The following is a 16284-nucleotide window of genomic DNA, read 5'->3' as shown; positions in this document are numbered from 1 at the left end:
GACTGGATCCACATTTCTGACGATTCAAGGTCGCAAATCCAAGGCGCTGTACCCCGGTTGTAAGGATGCGACTATCCTTGTCAGCTCTTGTACTATAGATCCTTTCTTGTACAGCTTCGGGAACTTGTGCCGCCTCTCGACTTACTCATGCATTACGGCCGGTTATTACCAAGCCCTTACGATTCCACCTTCCGAGAAGTCCATTATGTCCGTCCCTGCCCCTGTCACCCCTCCCACCATCCTGGTCGTCGAAGACGACAACATCGTGCGCATGTTGATTGTCGACGTGCTGGAGGAACTGGAATACGAGGTATTGGAGGCAGAAGGTGGCGAAGAGGCGCTTAAGCTCCTGGAGGAGAAGGACCGTTCCATCGACCTGATGATGACGGATGTCAGCATGCTGCCCATGGACGGTCGCGAGTTGGCAACAAAAGCACGCGAAGTGCGCCCCGGACTCCCCATCCTGTTCGCCAGTGGCTACGCCGAAAGCATCGACGTGCCAGAAGGCATGAGCGTCATCGGCAAACCCTTCTCCATCGATCAATTGCGCGACAAGGTCCAAAAGATTCTTTCTTGAGCGCGGACGCATTGTTGGTCACTATCGGCGCCCCGCGCGCCGACTGCGCCTGAAAATGCTCCAAGGATTGCCCGTCATGCCTCACCCCACCACCAAAGTCCTGGTTATCGGCTACGTCTGGCCCGAGCCACGCTCATCGGCGGCCGGCGGGCATGTCATGCAACTGCTCGAAGCCTTTCTCGAACAAGGCTGGGACATCACCTTCAGCAGCCCCGCCAGACCCGGTGAGAACCGCGCCGACCTGATTGGCCTGGGCATCCGGGAAGTACCGATCGAGCTCAATAGCAGCAGTTTTGATGTGTTTATCAGTGAGCTGGCGCCGGATATCGTCCTGTTCGACCAATTCATGATGGAAGAGCAGTTTGGCTGGCGGGTCGAAAAGCACTGCCCCGACGCCCTGCGCGTGCTCGAAACCTCGGATCTGCAAAGCCTGCGTCATGCACGGCATCAGCGACTGAAAGACCGCTTGAAGTCCGATGAGTCCTCCCAGGACTTCAGCGACCTGTTCGCCCCGGCCTTGCGCGAGGAATTCGAGCTGATGGCGGACACTGACATGGCAAGGCGGGAAATTGCAGCCCTCTTGCGTTGCGACCTGAACCTGATGGTATCTGAGTTCGAGATCGAGCTGCTGGTGGAACACTTCAAGGTGCCCCGCGAGCTGTTGCTCTGGTGCCCGTTGATGCTGGACTTGCCGACCGAGCCGTTCGTGCCCTTCGAAGACCGAGCGCATTTTCTCAGCATCGGCAATTTCCGCCACGCACCGAACTGGGACGCCGTGCTCTGGATGAAAAACGCTATATGGCCACTGATTCGCCAACGATTGCCGGGTGCGCAGCTGCATCTCTACGGGGCCTACACCCCGCCCAAGGCAGCGGCACTGCATAATCCAGCCCAAGGGTTTCATATCATGAACTGGGCCGAGGACGCCTTGCAGGTCATGTCCGCGGCACGTATCTGCCTGGCGCCGCTGCGTTTCGGCGCCGGCATCAAGGGCAAGCTGATCGAAGCCATGCTATGCGGCACGCCCAGTATCACCACGCCCATAGGTGCCGAAGCCATGCACGGCGGCATGCCCTGGCCCGGAGTGATCGCGCAAAGCGCCGAGGCCATCGCCGAAGCCGGCGTACAGCTGTATACCGACCAGGCGCGCTGGACCCATGCCCAGGGGGCCGGGTTGGCCTTGCTCGCGGAACGTTTTCGCAGGCAGGTCCACGGCCCTGCCTTGATTGACAGTATCAATGCCTGCCGCGTCGACCTTGCGCGGCGCCGTCGGGACAATTTCACCGGCAGCATGCTGCGCCACCACCAGCACAAGAGCACCCAGTACATGTCCCAATGGATCGAGGAAAAGAACCGCAACAGCTGACTCAATCGTCGCTCCGAGGGCTGGAACCCGGGCGGCGAAGGGGGCATTATCCAGCGGCGATAACAACAAAAGCGCCAAACCCATGACCCGCACAGCCAGAGTCACCGACCCTTCCTATGAGTTGATGGACGACCACAACGGGCTGTCCATCATCTACCGCCAGCACGGTTTTCCCTGTCCGCTGGTGCGCTGGCATTTCCACAAGGAATACGAGCTGCACCTGATCGTCGCCAGCTCGGGCAAGGTTTTCATTGGCGATTACATCGGCAATTTCTCCCCGCAATCGCTGTTCCTCACCGGCCCCAACCTGCCCCATAACTGGATCAGCCAGGTCGCCGAGGACGAAGTGGTGGCCAAGCGCGACATGCTGGTGAATTTCACCGATGAGCTGTTTGAAAGTGGGCACCAGGTATTTACCGAACTCAAGACGCTGGCGCCGCTGCTCGAACGCGCTCAACACGGCATCGAGTTTCGCTGCAAGCGCACCGTCCGCCAGGCCATGACCTTGATGCAGCGCATCGCCGATGCGCAGGGCATGAGCCGGCTCGGCTACTTTTTCATCCTGATGGAGCTGTTGGCCAGCTGCGATGACTATCAATTGCTCTCCGGCGCCACCGCCCCACAAGCGGCTGATGAGCACAGCATCGACCGCACCAACCGCGCGGTGGACTATATTTTTGCCCACTACGCCCGGGAATTGCCCCTGGAAGAAGTGGCCGAGCACCTGGGGATGAAACCGACCTATTTCAGCCGGGTGTTCAAGCAAGCCACCGGGCGTTGCTTCATCGAATTCGTCAATCGGCTGCGCATCAGCAAATCCTGCGAATTGCTCGCCGATGGCGACAAGCCGGTGACGGATGTGTGCTTTGAGTCGGGCTTCAACAATATTTCCAACTTCAACCGACGCTTCCAGCAACTCAAGGGCATGACGCCTTCCCATTATCGGCGGCTGGCGGTGCAGCGGTTGACCGAGCAGAACCAGGGCTGAATCTTCATCGCCGCCCATGGCGAGGGAGCTTGCTCCCGCTGGGCCGGGCTGGCGCTCCAGCGCGAAGCGGCCCCAAAATGGGGCTGCTGCGCAGCCCAGCGGGAGCAAGCTCCCTCGCCACAGTTTTTCGCGAATTTCACTCAGTGCAAAAAAGTATCAGTAAAAGTGCGACGGATGATTTGTCATGCCGTCCATTGAGGGCTGTAATCAGCGCACATTCTTCCTCTCATCCGGAAGACACAAAAACAATAACTGTCCTTCTGCAGCCCGTGGGCGCGGAAAAGGAGTGCGCGATGAAACCTTCGGTAAAAGCTCTGCTTGTCTCCACCTGCATGACCCTCAGCAGCGTCAGTTTCGGCGCACAAACCCTGACCATTGCCACCGTCAATAACAGCGACATGATCCGCATGCAAAAGCTTTCGAAGACCTTCGAGGCCGAGCACCCGGACATCAAGCTGAACTGGGTGGTGCTTGAAGAAAACGTCCTGCGCCAGCGCCTGACCACCGACATCGCCACCCAGGGCGGTCAGTTCGACGTGCTGACCATTGGCATGTACGAAGCCGCACTCTGGGGCGCCAAAGGCTGGTTGGAACCGATGAAAGACCTGCCGGCCGCCTATGACCTGGATGACATTTTCCCGTCCGTGCGCGATGGCTTGTCGGTAAAGGGTTCGCTATACGCCCTGCCGTTCTATGCTGAAAGCTCGATCACTTACTACCGCACGGACCTGTTCAAGGACGCCGGGCTGACCATGCCCGAGCACCCGACCTGGACCCAGATCGGAGAGTTCGCGCAAAAGCTCACCGACAAATCCAAGGAACAATATGGCCTGTGCCTGCGGGGCAAGGCCGGTTGGGGCGAGAACATGGCGCTGATCACGACCCTGGCCAACGGCTTTGGCGCGCGCTGGTTCGATGAGAAATGGCAGCCGCAATTCAATGGACCCGAGTGGAAGGATGCCCTGAACTTCTACGTCGACAACATGAAGAAATCCGGCCCGCCGGGCGCTTCCAGCAACGGTTTCAACGAAAACCTGGCCCTGTTCAACAGCGGCAAGTGCGCGGTCTGGGTCGATGCCAGCGTCGCGGGCTCGTTCGTGACCGACAAGACCCAGAGCAAGGTGGCCGATCACGTAGGCTTCACCTTCGCGCCCCACGAGAAAACCGAAAAAGGCACCTCGTGGATGTACTCATGGTCGCTGGCGATCCCGGCCAGCTCCAAAGCCAAGGAAGCCGCCAAAGTGTTTACGACTTGGGCAACGTCCAAGGAGTACGGCCAGTTGGTCGCCAAGACTGATGGCATTGCCAACGTACCACCGGGCACCCGCGCCTCCACTTACAGCGACGAGTACATGAAAGCCGCGCCGTTTGCCAAGGTAACGCTGGAATCGTTGAAAGTCGCCGACCCGAAAGCCCCCACCCTCAAGCCTGTGCCCTACATCGGCATCCAGTTGGTCACCATTCCCGAGTTCCAGGCCATCGGCACCCAGGTAGGCAAGTTCTTCTCGGGCGCGCTGACCGGCCAGCAGACCGTGGACCAGGCGTTGACCGCCGCGCAATCCACCACCGAACGCGAGATGAAGCGCGCCGGGTATCCCAAGTAAAGGCCTGTAAGTATCCATTTGTGGCGAGGGAGCTTGCTCCCGCTGGCGGGCGAAGCCCGCCCTGGCGATCTGAAAGATTGCCTATCGGTATGGGCCCGCTACGCGGTCCAGCGGGAGCAAGCTCCCTCGCCACAGGGAAACGCGTCGCATAAGAGTAAGCACTCATGAATACCTCAACAACGACAGTCAAAGCCCCCATCGAAATAGCCCCGCCGGCTCGCAAGATCCGCCTGGCCAACCCCGGCTGGTTCCTGGTCAGCCCTTCGGTCGCCTTGTTGCTGCTGTGGATGATTGTGCCCCTGGGCATGACCGTCTACTTTTCGATGATCCGCTACAACCTGCTGTACCCCGGCGAAAACGAATTCGTCGGGCTGGAAAACTTCACCTATTTCCTGACCGACTCGGGCTTCATGCCCGGCGCCACCAATACCCTGTTGCTGGTGGGCAGCGTGCTGTTGATCAGTATCGTCCTCGGGGTGTTGATCAGCGCGTTGCTGGAGGCCAGCGAGTTTTTTGGGCGCGGCATCGTCCGCGTGCTGCTGATCTCGCCGTTCTTCATCATGCCCACGGTCGGTGCGCTGATTTGGAAAAATCTGATTTTCCATCCAGTCTCCGGGATCCTCGCTTCGGTGTGGAAGCTCTTCGGCGCCCAACCGGTGGATTGGCTGGCGCACTACCCGCTGCTGTCGATCATCGTCATCGTCAGCTGGCAATGGCTGCCCTTCGCGATCCTGATCCTGATGACCGCCATGCAGTCCCTGGACCAGGAACAGAAAGAAGCTGCCCGCCTGGACGGCGCCGGCCCCATCGCGATTTTCTGGCACTTGACCCTGCCACACCTGGCCCGCCCGATTGCCGTGGTGGTGATGATCGAAACCATTTTCCTGCTGTCGGTGTTCGCCGAGATCTTCACCACCACCAACGGTGGCCCTGGTTATGCCTCGACCAACCTTGCGTACCTGATCTACAACCAGGCACTGGTGCAGTTCGACGTCGGCATGGCGTCGGCCGGTGGGCTGATTGCCGTGGTCATCGCCAACATCGCCGCCATCATCCTGGTCCGGATGATCGGTAAAAACCTCACCGACAAGCATTGAGGCCGTCGCCATGACTCTTCAACAATCCCGTCGACTGCAAAGCCTGCTGTTGGGCACGCTGGCCTGGGCCATCGCGATCCTGATCTTTTTCCCGATCTTCTGGATGGTGTTGACCAGCTTCAAGACCGAAATCGACGCCTTCGCCACGCCGCCGCAGTTCATCTTCGCGCCGACGCTGGAGAACTACCTGCACATCAACGAGCGCAGCAACTACTTCAGCTTCGCCTGGAACTCGGTGGTGATCTCATTCAGCGCCACCGCCCTTTGCCTGCTGATCGCAGTGCCGGCGGCGTACTCCATGGCCTTCTACGAAACCCAGCGCACCAAAGGCACGCTGCTGTGGATGCTTTCCACCAAGATGCTGCCGCCGGTGGGCGTACTGATGCCGATCTACCTGCTGGCCAAGCAATTTGGCCTGCTGGACACGCGCCTTGCGCTGATCATCATCTACACGCTGATCAACCTGCCGATCGTGGTCTGGATGATTTACACCTATTTCAAGGACATCCCTCGCGACATCCTCGAAGCCGCGCGGCTGGACGGCGCCACCTTGTGGCAGGAAATGGTTCGTGTGCTGCTGCCCATCGCCAAGGGCGGGTTGGCGTCTACCGTGCTGCTGTCGCTGATCCTGTGCTGGAACGAGGCGTTCTGGTCGCTGAACCTCACCTCGTCCAAAGCGGCGCCGCTGACTGCCTTGATCGCCTCTTACTCCAGCCCGGAAGGCCTGTTCTGGGCCAAATTGTCCGCCGTCTCGACCCTGGCCTGCGCGCCGATCCTGATCTTCGGCTGGATCAGCCAGAAACAACTGGTGCGCGGCTTGTCCTTCGGCGCGGTGAAATAACGCGCCTTACACAGTTATCAGAAGTGGAGGCCCATCATCATGGCCAATCTGAAAATCAAGAATCTGCAAAAAGGCTTCGAAGGTTTCTCCATCATCAAGGGCATCGACCTTGAAGTGAACGACCGCGAGTTCGTGGTGTTCGTCGGCCCGTCGGGCTGCGGCAAGTCCACGCTGCTGCGGTTGATCGCCGGCCTTGAAGAAGTCAGCGACGGCACCATCGAACTGGACGGCCGCGACATCACTGAAGTCAGCCCGGCCAAGCGCGACCTGGCGATGGTGTTCCAGACCTACGCCCTTTACCCGCACATGAGCGTGCGCAAGAACATGTCCTTCGCCCTGGACTTGGCCGGCGTGCCCAAGGCCGACGTCGAGAAGAAAGTCAACGAAGCGGCGCGCATCCTCGAACTGGGGCCGATGTTGGAGCGCAAGCCCAAGCAACTGTCCGGTGGACAGCGCCAGCGCGTGGCGATCGGCCGGGCCATCGTGCGCAATCCGAAGATTTTTCTGTTCGACGAACCGCTGTCCAACCTCGACGCCGCCCTGCGGGTGCAGATGCGTTTGGAATTGGCGCGTCTGCACAAGGAACTGCAAGCGACGATGATCTACGTGACCCACGACCAGGTCGAAGCCATGACTCTGGCCGACAAGGTCGTCGTGCTCAACAGCGGGCGCGTCGAGCAGGTGGGCTCGCCTCTGGAGCTGTACCACCAGCCGGCGAACCTGTTCGTCGCCGGCTTCCTCGGAACGCCGAAGATGGGCTTCCTCAAGGGCAAGGTCACCGGTCTGCACGACCAGGGTTGTGAAGTGCTGCTGGACGCCGGCACTCGCATCAGCCTGCCGCGAATTGGCTCGAACTTGAGCATCGGCGGCGCGGTAGCCCTGGGGATTCGCCCGGAGCACCTTAACCTGGCCCAGCCGGGCGATTGCACGCTCCGGGTGACCGCCGATGTCAGCGAGCGCCTGGGCAGCGACACCTTCTGTCACGTCATCACCGCTTCCGGCGAAGCCCTGACCATGCGCGTGCGCGGTGACCTGGCGAGCCGATTCGGCGAGCAACTGGACCTGCACCTGGACGCCGAACACTGCCACTTATTCGATGCCGAGGGCGTAGCGGTTTCCCGCGCGCTGCGCGCTGCCGCCTGATTGCCGAGATTTTGCGATGAAACTCAACCGACAGAACCTGCACAACCTCAACGCAGAGGTCGTCCTGCCCGCTTATAACCTGGACGACCGGCGCCAAGGCATCGCCCACATCGGTGTCGGTGGCTTCCACCGTGCGCACCAGGCGTATTACACCGATGCATTGATGAACACCGGCGAAGGCCTCGACTGGGCCATTTGCGGCGTAGGCCTGCGCCCCGAAGATCGCCGCGCCCGGGACGACCTGGCCGGCCAGGATTTCCTGTTCACCCTCTATGAACTGGGCGACACCGACGACACCGAGGTCCGGGTGATCGGTGCCATCACCGACATGCTGCTGGCCGAAGACAGCGCCCAGGCATTGATCGACAAGCTGGCCGACCCGCAGATCCGCATCGTCTCGCTGACCATCACCGAAGGTGGCTACTGCATCGACGACAGCAACGGCGAGTTCATGGCCCACCTGCCGCAGATCCAGCACGACCTGGCCCACCCCGACGCGCCGAAGACCGTGTTTGGATTTCTGTGCGCAGCCCTGGCCAAGCGCCGCGCCGAGGGGACGCCGGCGTTTACCTTGATGTCTTGCGATAATCTGCCCCACAACGGCGCGGTGACGCGCAAGGCGCTGCTGGCCTTCGCCGCGCTGCGTGATCCGGCGCTGGGGCAATGGATTGACCGCAACGTGAGTTTTCCCAACGCCATGGTCGACCGCATCACCCCGATGACCAGTGGCGCCCACCGCTTGCAGCTGCATGACGAGCATGGCATCGATGACGCTTGGCCGGTGGTATGCGAGCCGTTCGTGCAGTGGGTATTGGAAGACAAGTTCGTCAACGGTCGCCCGGCCTGGGAGAATGTCGGCGTGCAATTTACCGACGACGTTTCGCCTTACGAAGAAATGAAGATCAAGCTGCTCAACGGCAGCCATCTCGCCCTGACCTACCTGGGTTTCCTCAAGGGTTATCGCTTCGTCCACGAAACCATGAACGACCCGTTGTTCGTGCGCTACATCCGCGCCTACATGGACTTGGACGTCACGCCCCAACTGGCGCCGGTACCCGGCATTGATCTGACGCTGTACAAGGACACCCTGGTGGAGCGCTTCTCCAACCAGGCCATCGCCGACCAACTGGAACGGGTGTGTTCGGATGGCTCGTCGAAATTTCCGAAGTTCACCGTACCGACCCTCAATCGCCTGATTGCCGACGGCGGCGAGACCCGCCGCGCGGCGTTGGTGGTGGCGGCCTGGGCGGTGTATCTAAAGGGTGTGGACGAAAATGGCGCGGTCTATTCAATTCCCGACCCTCGCGCGGCTTTCTGCCAGGCGCTGGTGGCTGACGATGCCCTGGTGACCCAGCGAATGTTGGAAGTAGAAGAAATCTTCGGCACGGCTATACCTCGCTCACCTGAATTCGTGGCAGCCTTCGAATGGTGTTGCAACAGCTTGCGCGAGCATGGGGTAACGCGGACGCTTGAGCGAGTGCTGGCGGATCAAGACTAGGTACGGCCCGCCTTTCGTGGCGAGGGAGCTTGCTCCCTCGCCACAGGTTTTGTATGTCCCTGACGATAATCTGATGCTGATCCGAGGATTTCCATGGCAAACCAACAACTGTTCCTGGGCATCGACTGCGGCACCCAAGGCACCAAGGCGCTGATCCTCGACGCGGCCAGCGGCCAGGTACTCGGCCTGGGCGCCGCGGCCCACAGCATGATCAGCGGTGCCAACGGCCGCCGTGAACAAGAGCCCCAGCAGTGGCTCGACGCATTCACCCAGGCGACGCACCAGGCATTGGCCGCCGCCGGGGTCGATGGCCAGGCGATTCTCGGCATCGGCGTGTCCGGGCAGCAGCATGGCTTGGTGCTGCTGGATGACCAAGGCCAGGTCCTGCGCCCGGCCAAGCTTTGGTGCGACACCGAGACCACCCCGGAAAACGATCGGCTGCTGGCGCACCTGGGCGGTGAAAGCGGCAGCCTCGAACGCCTCGGCGTGGTGATCGCGCCGGGCTATACGGTATCCAAATTGCTCTGGACCCAAGAGCAGCACCCCCAGGTCTTCGAGCGCATCGCCAGCGTCCTGCTGCCCCACGATTTCCTCAACCACTGGCTCACCGGTCGCCATTGCAGCGAATATGGCGATGCCTCGGGTACGGGTTATTTCAACGTACGCACCCGTCAATGGGACGTGGCGCTGTTGCGGCATATCGACCCCAGCGGCCGGCTGCAATCGGCTTTGCCCGAACTGATCGAGGCTCACCACCCTGTCGGCAGGATCCTGCCGGAGATCGCCGCACACCTGGGGCTGAACCCCGAGGCGGTGGTGTCCAGCGGTGGCGGAGACAACATGATGGGCGCCATCGGCACCGGCAACATCCAGCCCGGCGTGATTACCATGAGCCTCGGGTCCTCCGGCACCGTGTACGCCTATGGAGCGGAGCCTACCGTCAGTCCGCAGCCATCGGTAGCGACCTTTTGTTCCTCCAGCGGCGGCTGGCTGCCGCTGATCTGCACCATGAACCTGACCAACGCCACCGGGGCCGTGCGCGAGCTGCTGGACCTGGACATCGACACCTTCAACACCCTGGTATCCCAGGCACCGATCGGTGCCGAGGGCGTCTGCATGCTGCCATTCCTCAACGGTGAACGTGTCCCCGCCCTGCCCCACGCCACTGGCGCCCTGCTGGGCCTGACGACCACCAACCTGAGCCGGGCCAACCTGTGCCGCGCGGTGGTCGAAGGCACGACATTCGGCCTGCGCTACGGCCTGGACCTGTTGCGTGCCAATGGCCTCAAGGCCCAGAGCATCCGCCTGATCGGCGGCGGCTCGAAGAGCGCGGTCTGGCGGCAGATCGTCGCGGATATCATGGACACCACCGTCATCTGCACCGAGCAGAGCGAGGCGGCGGCCCTGGGCGGGGCAATCCAGGCTGCGTGGTGCCATGGCGGCGCGCAAGAATCCCTGGCCGATCTGTGCGAACGCTGCGTCACGCTCGACCCGGCCAGCGAAACCCGCCCCGTCACCGAGCATGTCGCGGCGTCGCAACACGCCTACGAACGTTATCGGCAACACGTCGCAACCCTTTGAGAGCAGGCAATTATGTATTTGGTGTGTGGTGAAGCGCTGTTTGATTTCTTCAGCGCAAATGAAGCACGAACCCCGGCTTCCCAAGTGAATTACAAAGCGATTGCCGGCGGCTCGCCCTTCAACGTGGCGGTGGGGCTGCGGCGGTTGGGGGTCGAATCGGCGCTGTTTACCGGGCTTTCCGCCGACTATCTGGGTCGTCGTCTGCACCAAGTGCTGGTCGACGAAGGCGTCAGCACCCGGTTCGCCCACGACTTCGATGTGCCAACGACCTTGGCGATGGTAGCTGTCGGGGCCAACGGCTCGCCGCATTACAGCTTCCGTGGCGAAGGCTGCGCGGACCGCCAACTGAGCCTCGACCATCTGCCGACCCTGGGCCCGGAGGTGCGCGGTTTGCACGTCGGCTCGTTTTCCCTCGTGGTGCAACCCGTTGGCGATACATTGCTTGCGCTCGTGCAACGCGAGAGCGGCAAACGCCTGATCAGCCTGGACCCGAACGTGCGGCTCAACCCGCAACCGGATATCGAGCTCTGGCGCTCGCGAATAGCGACACTGGTGCCGTACGCCGACCTGATCAAAGTCAGTGACGAGGACTTGAGCCTGCTTTATCCCGACCGCGATCCACAGGATGTCATCGCAGGTTGGCTGGAACACCGCTGCCAACTGGCGTTCCTGACCCGTGGGGGCCAGGGCGCGACGGTGTTCAGCCGTCAGCATGGGGTGTGGTCGCTCCCCGCTTGCCCGGTGCAAATTGCCGATACCGTGGGCGCAGGCGACACGTTCCAGGCGGCGTTGATCGCTTGGCTGACCGAACAGCGATTGGATGATGTGGAGGGTTTGCATTCGCTGGACGCTGGGCAAATCGGCAAGATGCTCGACTTCGCGATGCGCGCTGCTGCGTTGACCTGCGCCAAAACCGGACCGGATTTGCCGTACCGCCAGCAGCTTGATTAGAAAGGAATGACTCGACGCCGGGTTCGAACACATCGGACCCGGGCGTCAGGCTTGCTTAGGTTGGGCTGGGGTTAGCGCCCGTTCATTCGGTGCTGCTGATGAAAATAATTGCCTGAACCGTGACCGTGATCCAGTTCAGTACGCAGCTCGGCAATCAGATCATTGATCGCCCGGCAGCCCGTGAGCTTGGTGGCATCGATGTCGCTCTTGACCAGTGCTACGCGATCGGTTTCATGATCGTCGTAGATCTTGACGGTCATGGACAAGTCCGGTGACAAGGTGCATTGCGACCGCTTGGGCAGCAGGCTGCTTTCGATGATGTTTCGCATTTCGAGGGCAGATAAAAACATGGCAACTCTCTCCTGTTGAGCCAGCCAATTCATGTTCACGACGGCGGTATTTTCGTCCGTTTCTTCCCTGCGGACTGGACTGTGAATGCCGTGCCGTTCGTTCATTTTGGCGTTTTCTGGTGTTGGGGCCCGTAGATCGGGCTCCTGTATTTACCCGCAATTAATATGCCCATGTCTGAATACCTCCAGACTGTTTCAAATCAATGACTTAGCCAGTAACGCCCTTGGAAGGACCATGCAAAATGCATGGCGAGGGCCTTTCTTCCATGCAAACTGCAATCAGTCAGTTCGACTTGCCACGCTCAGAGTAGCCACTGTTTCGACTTCATGGCCGGGCGTCCGTCGGCTGATTCAAAAAATTCGCCTGACGGTTCAACATCAAGCGATTTCCACGGCAGCACGTTCCGCCACGTGGCGCAAGCTGTCGAAGTTAATGTTGGCACCAGAATCGATAGCAACGAACGTTTGCCCTTGCGCTCCGCTTTGCGCCACGTGTTGCTTGATTCCCGCTACCGCCAGTGCACCGGAGGGTTCTGTGATCGAACGTGTATCATCATAGATATCTCTGATCGCCGAGCAGAGCTGGTCATTGGTCACGGTGATCACATCATCGACACAGAAGCGACAGATATCGAAACCGTGGGCGCCGATCTGCGCCACCGCCACACCATCGGCAAAAGTGCCCACGCTGGGGAGCGTCACCCGCGCACCCGCTGCCAGCGCGGCTTGAAGACAGGCGGAGTGTTCTGATTCAACGCCGATGATGCGGACTTCGGGGCGTAGATATTTGACGTACGCCGCCACCCCGGCGATCAGCCCTGCGCCGCCCACTGGAACGAAAATCGCGTCCAATCGGCCTGGGTGCTGGCGCAGGATCTCCATCGCAACGGTTCCCTGCCCGGCGATAACATCCGGATCGTCGAACGGCGAAACGAACTCCCGCCCGGTGCGGCGAGCCAGTTCCAACGCGAACGCCAGGGCAAACGGGAAACTTTCACCGTGCAACAACGCCTCGGCGCCTCGGCTGCGTACACCCGCGACTTTCAACTGCGGCGTGGTCTGCGGCATCACAATGCAGGCCGAAATGCCCAGCTCCCGCGCCGCCAGCGCCACGCCCTGGGCATGATTGCCCGCCGAGGCGGTGATGACCCCACGGCTGCGCTGCTCCGGGGTCAGTTGCACCAACTTGTTGTAAGCACCGCGGATCTTGAAGGAAAAGGTCGGCTGCAGATCTTCACGCTTGAGCAGGATCTGATTGCCGAGGGCCTGGGATAGCGCGGGTGCCGCCTGCAACGGTGTGGCCACCGCCAGCTCGTAGACCGGGGCGGCAAGGATCCTTTTTACATACTGTTCCAGCAAATCCAGCTCGGCACTGGTCGGGGTCATGGCGGTCTCCTGGTTCTGAAGAAGCCCTGGAGACAGAAAGAAAAAACCCGCCTCTAGGGCGGGTTCGGTGCAGCCGTCAGCTAGCCCGCCAATCAGGAATGGCGGTAATAATGCTTGGCTGGCTGCGCAATACGGTGGAAGTCATGGCTGGAAATTAGCCGCGACGAAGCGGTAAGTCAACGGAAATCAAGTCGCTGCAATCTTGTGGCGAAGGGGTGAATCCCCTCGCCACAACTTTAGTTTCATCGCATCGCGATTACTTCAGTCCGACCTTGTACAACGCGCCGTCATCTTCGTCCGTCAATACATAGAGGAAACCATCCGGGCCCTGGCGAACATCGCGGATGCGCTCCTTGAGCTCACCCAGCAAGCGCTCTTCATGAACGACCTTGTCACCTTCGAACTCCAGGCGAATCAGGTCCTTGGACACCAGCGCGCCGATAAACGCGTTGCGCTGCCAAGGCTTGAAACGATCGTTGTCGTAGAACGCCATGCCGCTGAGCCCCGGCGATACCTGCCAGACGTGGTGCGGCCCTACGGTGCCTTCGACAGTCTTGCCCTGGGCCTCGGGAATCGGCGCGCCGGAATAGTTGTCGCCATGGGTCGCCAACGGCCAGCCATAGTTCTTGCCTCGCTCGATGATGTTCATCTCGTCACCACCCTTGGGACCGTGCTCGTTTTCCCACAACGTGCCGTTCCAGGGGTTCAGCGCAGCGCCTTGGGGGTTACGAATGCCGTATGACCAGATCTCCGGGCGTACGTTTTTCTGGCCGACGAAGGGGTTGTCGTCAGGCACCTTGCCGTCGGGGTAGACCCGCACGATCTTGCCCTGCAGCTTGTCCAGGTCCTGGGCGGTGGCACGGTCGTTGTTCTCCCCAAGCGTAATGAAGAGATAGCCATCCCGGTCGAACACCAGGCGGGAACCGAAGTGGTTGCCAGTGGAGAGCTTGGGCTGCTGTCGGAAAATCACGTCGAAGCCGTCAAGGCTTTTCAAGTCCTTGGACAATTGCCCCCGGCCCACGGCAGTGCCGGCCTTGCCGTCCTCCCCGGCCTCGGCGTAGGACAGGTAGATCGTGCGGTCCTGCTTGAAGTCCGGAGACAGCACCACATCCAGCAAACCGCCCTGTCCCTTGGCCCAGACCTGCGGAACACCGTTCAGCGGTGCAGACAATCTTCCATCGGTGCTAACCCACCGCAGGTTGCCGGCGCGCTCCGTCACCAGCATGCCTTGCTGGTCAGGCAGGAACGCCACGGACCAAGGGTGCTCGAGCCCCCTGGCTACCGTCGTGACTTCGAGGGTGCCCTCCTCGCTCTTGAATGCCTGGACTTGCGCGGCGAAGACCGGCGTGGCGAGGACCACCATGGCGCTGGCAAACAGGGTGGCCCGGAATGTTTTACGCAACATGCACACTTCCTTCTGTGGTGACGTGGATCAGGACGGCGCCTCAGCGATTGCCGTTGTTCGTGTTCCTGGGGGGTGTCGGAGATTCGATCGTCGGCCGTGGCGAACCGGCTGGCGAGCCAGCCCGAGGATAGCCGTTGCCGATACCGCCATTTTCCAAGGTCGGGGGCCGCGGCACCGGCACCGTCGGGTTGCTGCGAATGGTTGGCACGTTGGGCTGGGTGCCCTGCATGCTGTTGGGGTTGGCCCGGCGGATCGGGCTGTTGTACGGATTGTTGTTGCCCGGCACGTTCTGCGCTAGCAACACGGGCCCGGTGACCGGGGTAACGGCCTGGGCCGTGGCGCTCATGAAAAGCGCTATCAAGGCGAGCACCCGCCTGTTCATGGAAACCTCCCTGCAACACGAGACGATACCGGCATATCGAAAGCACGCTACGCCGCAGGTTCGTTGTTGTTAAGCGAAATATCCCACTGAAGATGTAACGAGGCATCTCCGCCTGCGGCCTCCCATGGACGTCAACCGCAGCCAGCCGGCGCCCGGCGGAAACTTTTCCCAAGCCAGTGGGGTCACCAGAGAGACCACTCACCGGTAAGGAAAAATGCACCATGGCACGGGCAATCTGGAAAGGCGCAATCAGTTTCGGACTGGTCCACATTCCCGTGGCGCTGGTGTCGGCCACAGCGTCCCAAGGCGTGGATTTCGACTGGCTGGACAAACGCAGCATGGATCCGGTGGGGTACAAGCGTGTCAACAAGGTCACCGGCAAGGAAGTGACCAAGGATGACATCGTCAAAGGCGTGCAGTACCAGAAGGGTCAATACGTGCTGATCAGCGAGGAGGAAATTCGCGCAGCCCACCCCAAGTCCACCCAGACCATCGACATTTTCTCTTTTGTCGACAGCGAGAAGATCCCGCTACAGAACATCGACAAGCCTTATTTTCTGGCGCCGGACAAGCGCGGCGGCAAGGTCTATGCGCTGCTGCGCGAGACCCTGCTCAAGACCAACAAAGTCGCCCTGGCGAATGTGGTGCTCCATACCCGCCAGCACCTGGCGGCGCTCATGCCGCTGGAATCGGCCCTGGTGCTGGTGATGCTGCGCTGGCCTGCCGAAGTCCGCGAACTCGATGTGCTGGAACTGGGCGACGAAGTGACCAACCCCACGTTGGCGAAAGGCGAACTGGAGATGGCCAAACGCCTGGTGCAAGACATGAGTGGTGACTGGGAGCCCCAGGAGTACCGCGACAGTTTCCAGGAAAAAATCATGGAGCTGGTGGAGAAAAAGGCCACCGAAGGCCGGCTCGAAGCGGTGGAAACCGACCCTGGCGAAGAACAGCGCAAGACCGCCGACGTCATCGACCTTACCGAACTGCTCAAGCGCAGCCTTGGCGGCAAGGGCAAGGCCCCGGAAAAACCAGCCGAAAAGACTGTGGCAAAATCGACCAAGACGCGTAAATCCGCTCCAGCTAAAAAAGCCACCAAGGCCTCCCAGGGCTAAACC

Annotated in this window: 15 protein-coding genes; 11 read left to right on the top strand and 4 right to left on the bottom strand. The window is 60.8% G+C overall.

All coding sequences use genetic code 11. The features are described 5' to 3' along the window. Nucleotides 1–205 precede the first annotated feature (205 nt). The 10 genes from J3P81_RS11895 to J3P81_RS11850 all read left to right on the top strand — a co-directional run bounded on the left by J3P81_RS11895 (nt 206) and on the right by J3P81_RS11850 (nt 11646). On the top strand, nt 206–577 hold the full coding sequence (locus tag J3P81_RS11895) for a response regulator (RefSeq protein WP_420766865.1): 372 nt from the start codon (nt 206–208) through the stop codon (nt 575–577). Between the two features lie 76 nt (nt 578–653). Then, nucleotides 654–1943: a glycosyltransferase gene (locus J3P81_RS11890; RefSeq protein WP_434563932.1), complete on the top strand. Its 1290-nt coding sequence runs from the start codon at nt 654–656 to the stop codon at nt 1941–1943. An 82-nt stretch (nt 1944–2025) separates the two neighbouring features. After that, a complete protein-coding gene (locus J3P81_RS11885; protein ID WP_420766863.1) occupies nt 2026–2931 on the top strand; it encodes an AraC family transcriptional regulator in 906 nt (301 codons plus the stop codon). 293 nt (nt 2932–3224) lie between these two features. Beyond that, nucleotides 3225–4535: an ABC transporter substrate-binding protein gene (locus tag J3P81_RS11880; RefSeq protein WP_420766862.1), complete on the top strand. Its 1311-nt coding sequence runs from the start codon at nt 3225–3227 to the stop codon at nt 4533–4535. 164 nt (nt 4536–4699) lie between these two features. Further along, entirely contained in the window at nt 4700–5632 is a 933-nt protein-coding gene (locus J3P81_RS11875) for a carbohydrate ABC transporter permease (RefSeq protein ID WP_434563930.1), read from the top strand. Between the two features lie 10 nt (nt 5633–5642). Next, nucleotides 5643–6473: a carbohydrate ABC transporter permease gene (locus J3P81_RS11870; RefSeq protein ID WP_014338173.1), complete on the top strand. Its 831-nt coding sequence runs from the start codon at nt 5643–5645 to the stop codon at nt 6471–6473. Between the two features lie 39 nt (nt 6474–6512). Then, nucleotides 6513–7616 (top strand): ABC transporter ATP-binding protein, encoded by a 1104-nt coding sequence (locus J3P81_RS11865; protein ID WP_434563928.1) that lies wholly within the window; start codon nt 6513–6515, stop codon nt 7614–7616. Between the two features lie 16 nt (nt 7617–7632). After that, nucleotides 7633–9114, top strand: coding sequence for a mannitol dehydrogenase family protein (locus J3P81_RS11860; protein ID WP_434563926.1), 1482 nt, complete (start codon nt 7633–7635; stop codon nt 9112–9114). Between the two features lie 93 nt (nt 9115–9207). Then, the gene (xylB, locus tag J3P81_RS11855; RefSeq protein ID WP_434563924.1) at nt 9208–10695 is read left to right on the top strand and encodes a xylulokinase; all 1488 of its coding nucleotides are present in this window, start codon (nt 9208–9210) and stop codon (nt 10693–10695) included. 12 nt (nt 10696–10707) lie between these two features. After that, entirely contained in the window at nt 10708–11646 is a 939-nt protein-coding gene (locus J3P81_RS11850; RefSeq protein WP_420766858.1) for a carbohydrate kinase family protein, read from the top strand. Between the two features lie 71 nt (nt 11647–11717). Here the strand turns inward: J3P81_RS11850 and J3P81_RS11845 are convergent, their stop codons facing one another. The 4 genes from J3P81_RS11845 to J3P81_RS11830 form a co-directional block, all read right to left on the bottom strand. Continuing rightward, on the bottom strand, nt 11718–11996 hold the full coding sequence (locus J3P81_RS11845; RefSeq protein WP_420766886.1) for a DUF1652 domain-containing protein: 279 nt from the start codon (nt 11994–11996) through the stop codon (nt 11718–11720). A gap of 378 nt (nt 11997–12374) precedes the next feature. After that, on the bottom strand, nt 12375–13382 hold the full coding sequence (ilvA, locus tag J3P81_RS11840; protein ID WP_434563922.1) for a threonine ammonia-lyase, biosynthetic: 1008 nt from the start codon (nt 13380–13382) through the stop codon (nt 12375–12377). Between the two features lie 256 nt (nt 13383–13638). Beyond that, nucleotides 13639–14787 (bottom strand): PQQ-dependent sugar dehydrogenase, encoded by a 1149-nt coding sequence (locus tag J3P81_RS11835; protein WP_434563920.1) that lies wholly within the window; start codon nt 14785–14787, stop codon nt 13639–13641. Nucleotides 14788–14827: 40 nt separating this feature from the next. Next, the gene (locus tag J3P81_RS11830; RefSeq protein WP_420766856.1) at nt 14828–15169 is read right to left on the bottom strand and encodes a hypothetical protein; all 342 of its coding nucleotides are present in this window, start codon (nt 15167–15169) and stop codon (nt 14828–14830) included. A 221-nt stretch (nt 15170–15390) separates the two neighbouring features. Here J3P81_RS11830 and J3P81_RS11825 point away from each other — a divergent pair, with 221 nt between their 5' ends. Continuing rightward, the gene (locus J3P81_RS11825) at nt 15391–16281 is read left to right on the top strand and encodes a Ku protein (protein ID WP_434563918.1); all 891 of its coding nucleotides are present in this window, start codon (nt 15391–15393) and stop codon (nt 16279–16281) included. Nucleotides 16282–16284 lie beyond the last annotated feature (3 nt).

This window comes from Pseudomonas sp. R1-6 (assembly GCF_051132115.1).
Lineage (GTDB): Bacteria > Pseudomonadota > Gammaproteobacteria > Pseudomonadales > Pseudomonadaceae > Aquipseudomonas.
The sequence above is the reverse complement of the archived record's forward strand: the minus strand, read 5'-3'. Positions and strand labels throughout refer to the sequence as shown.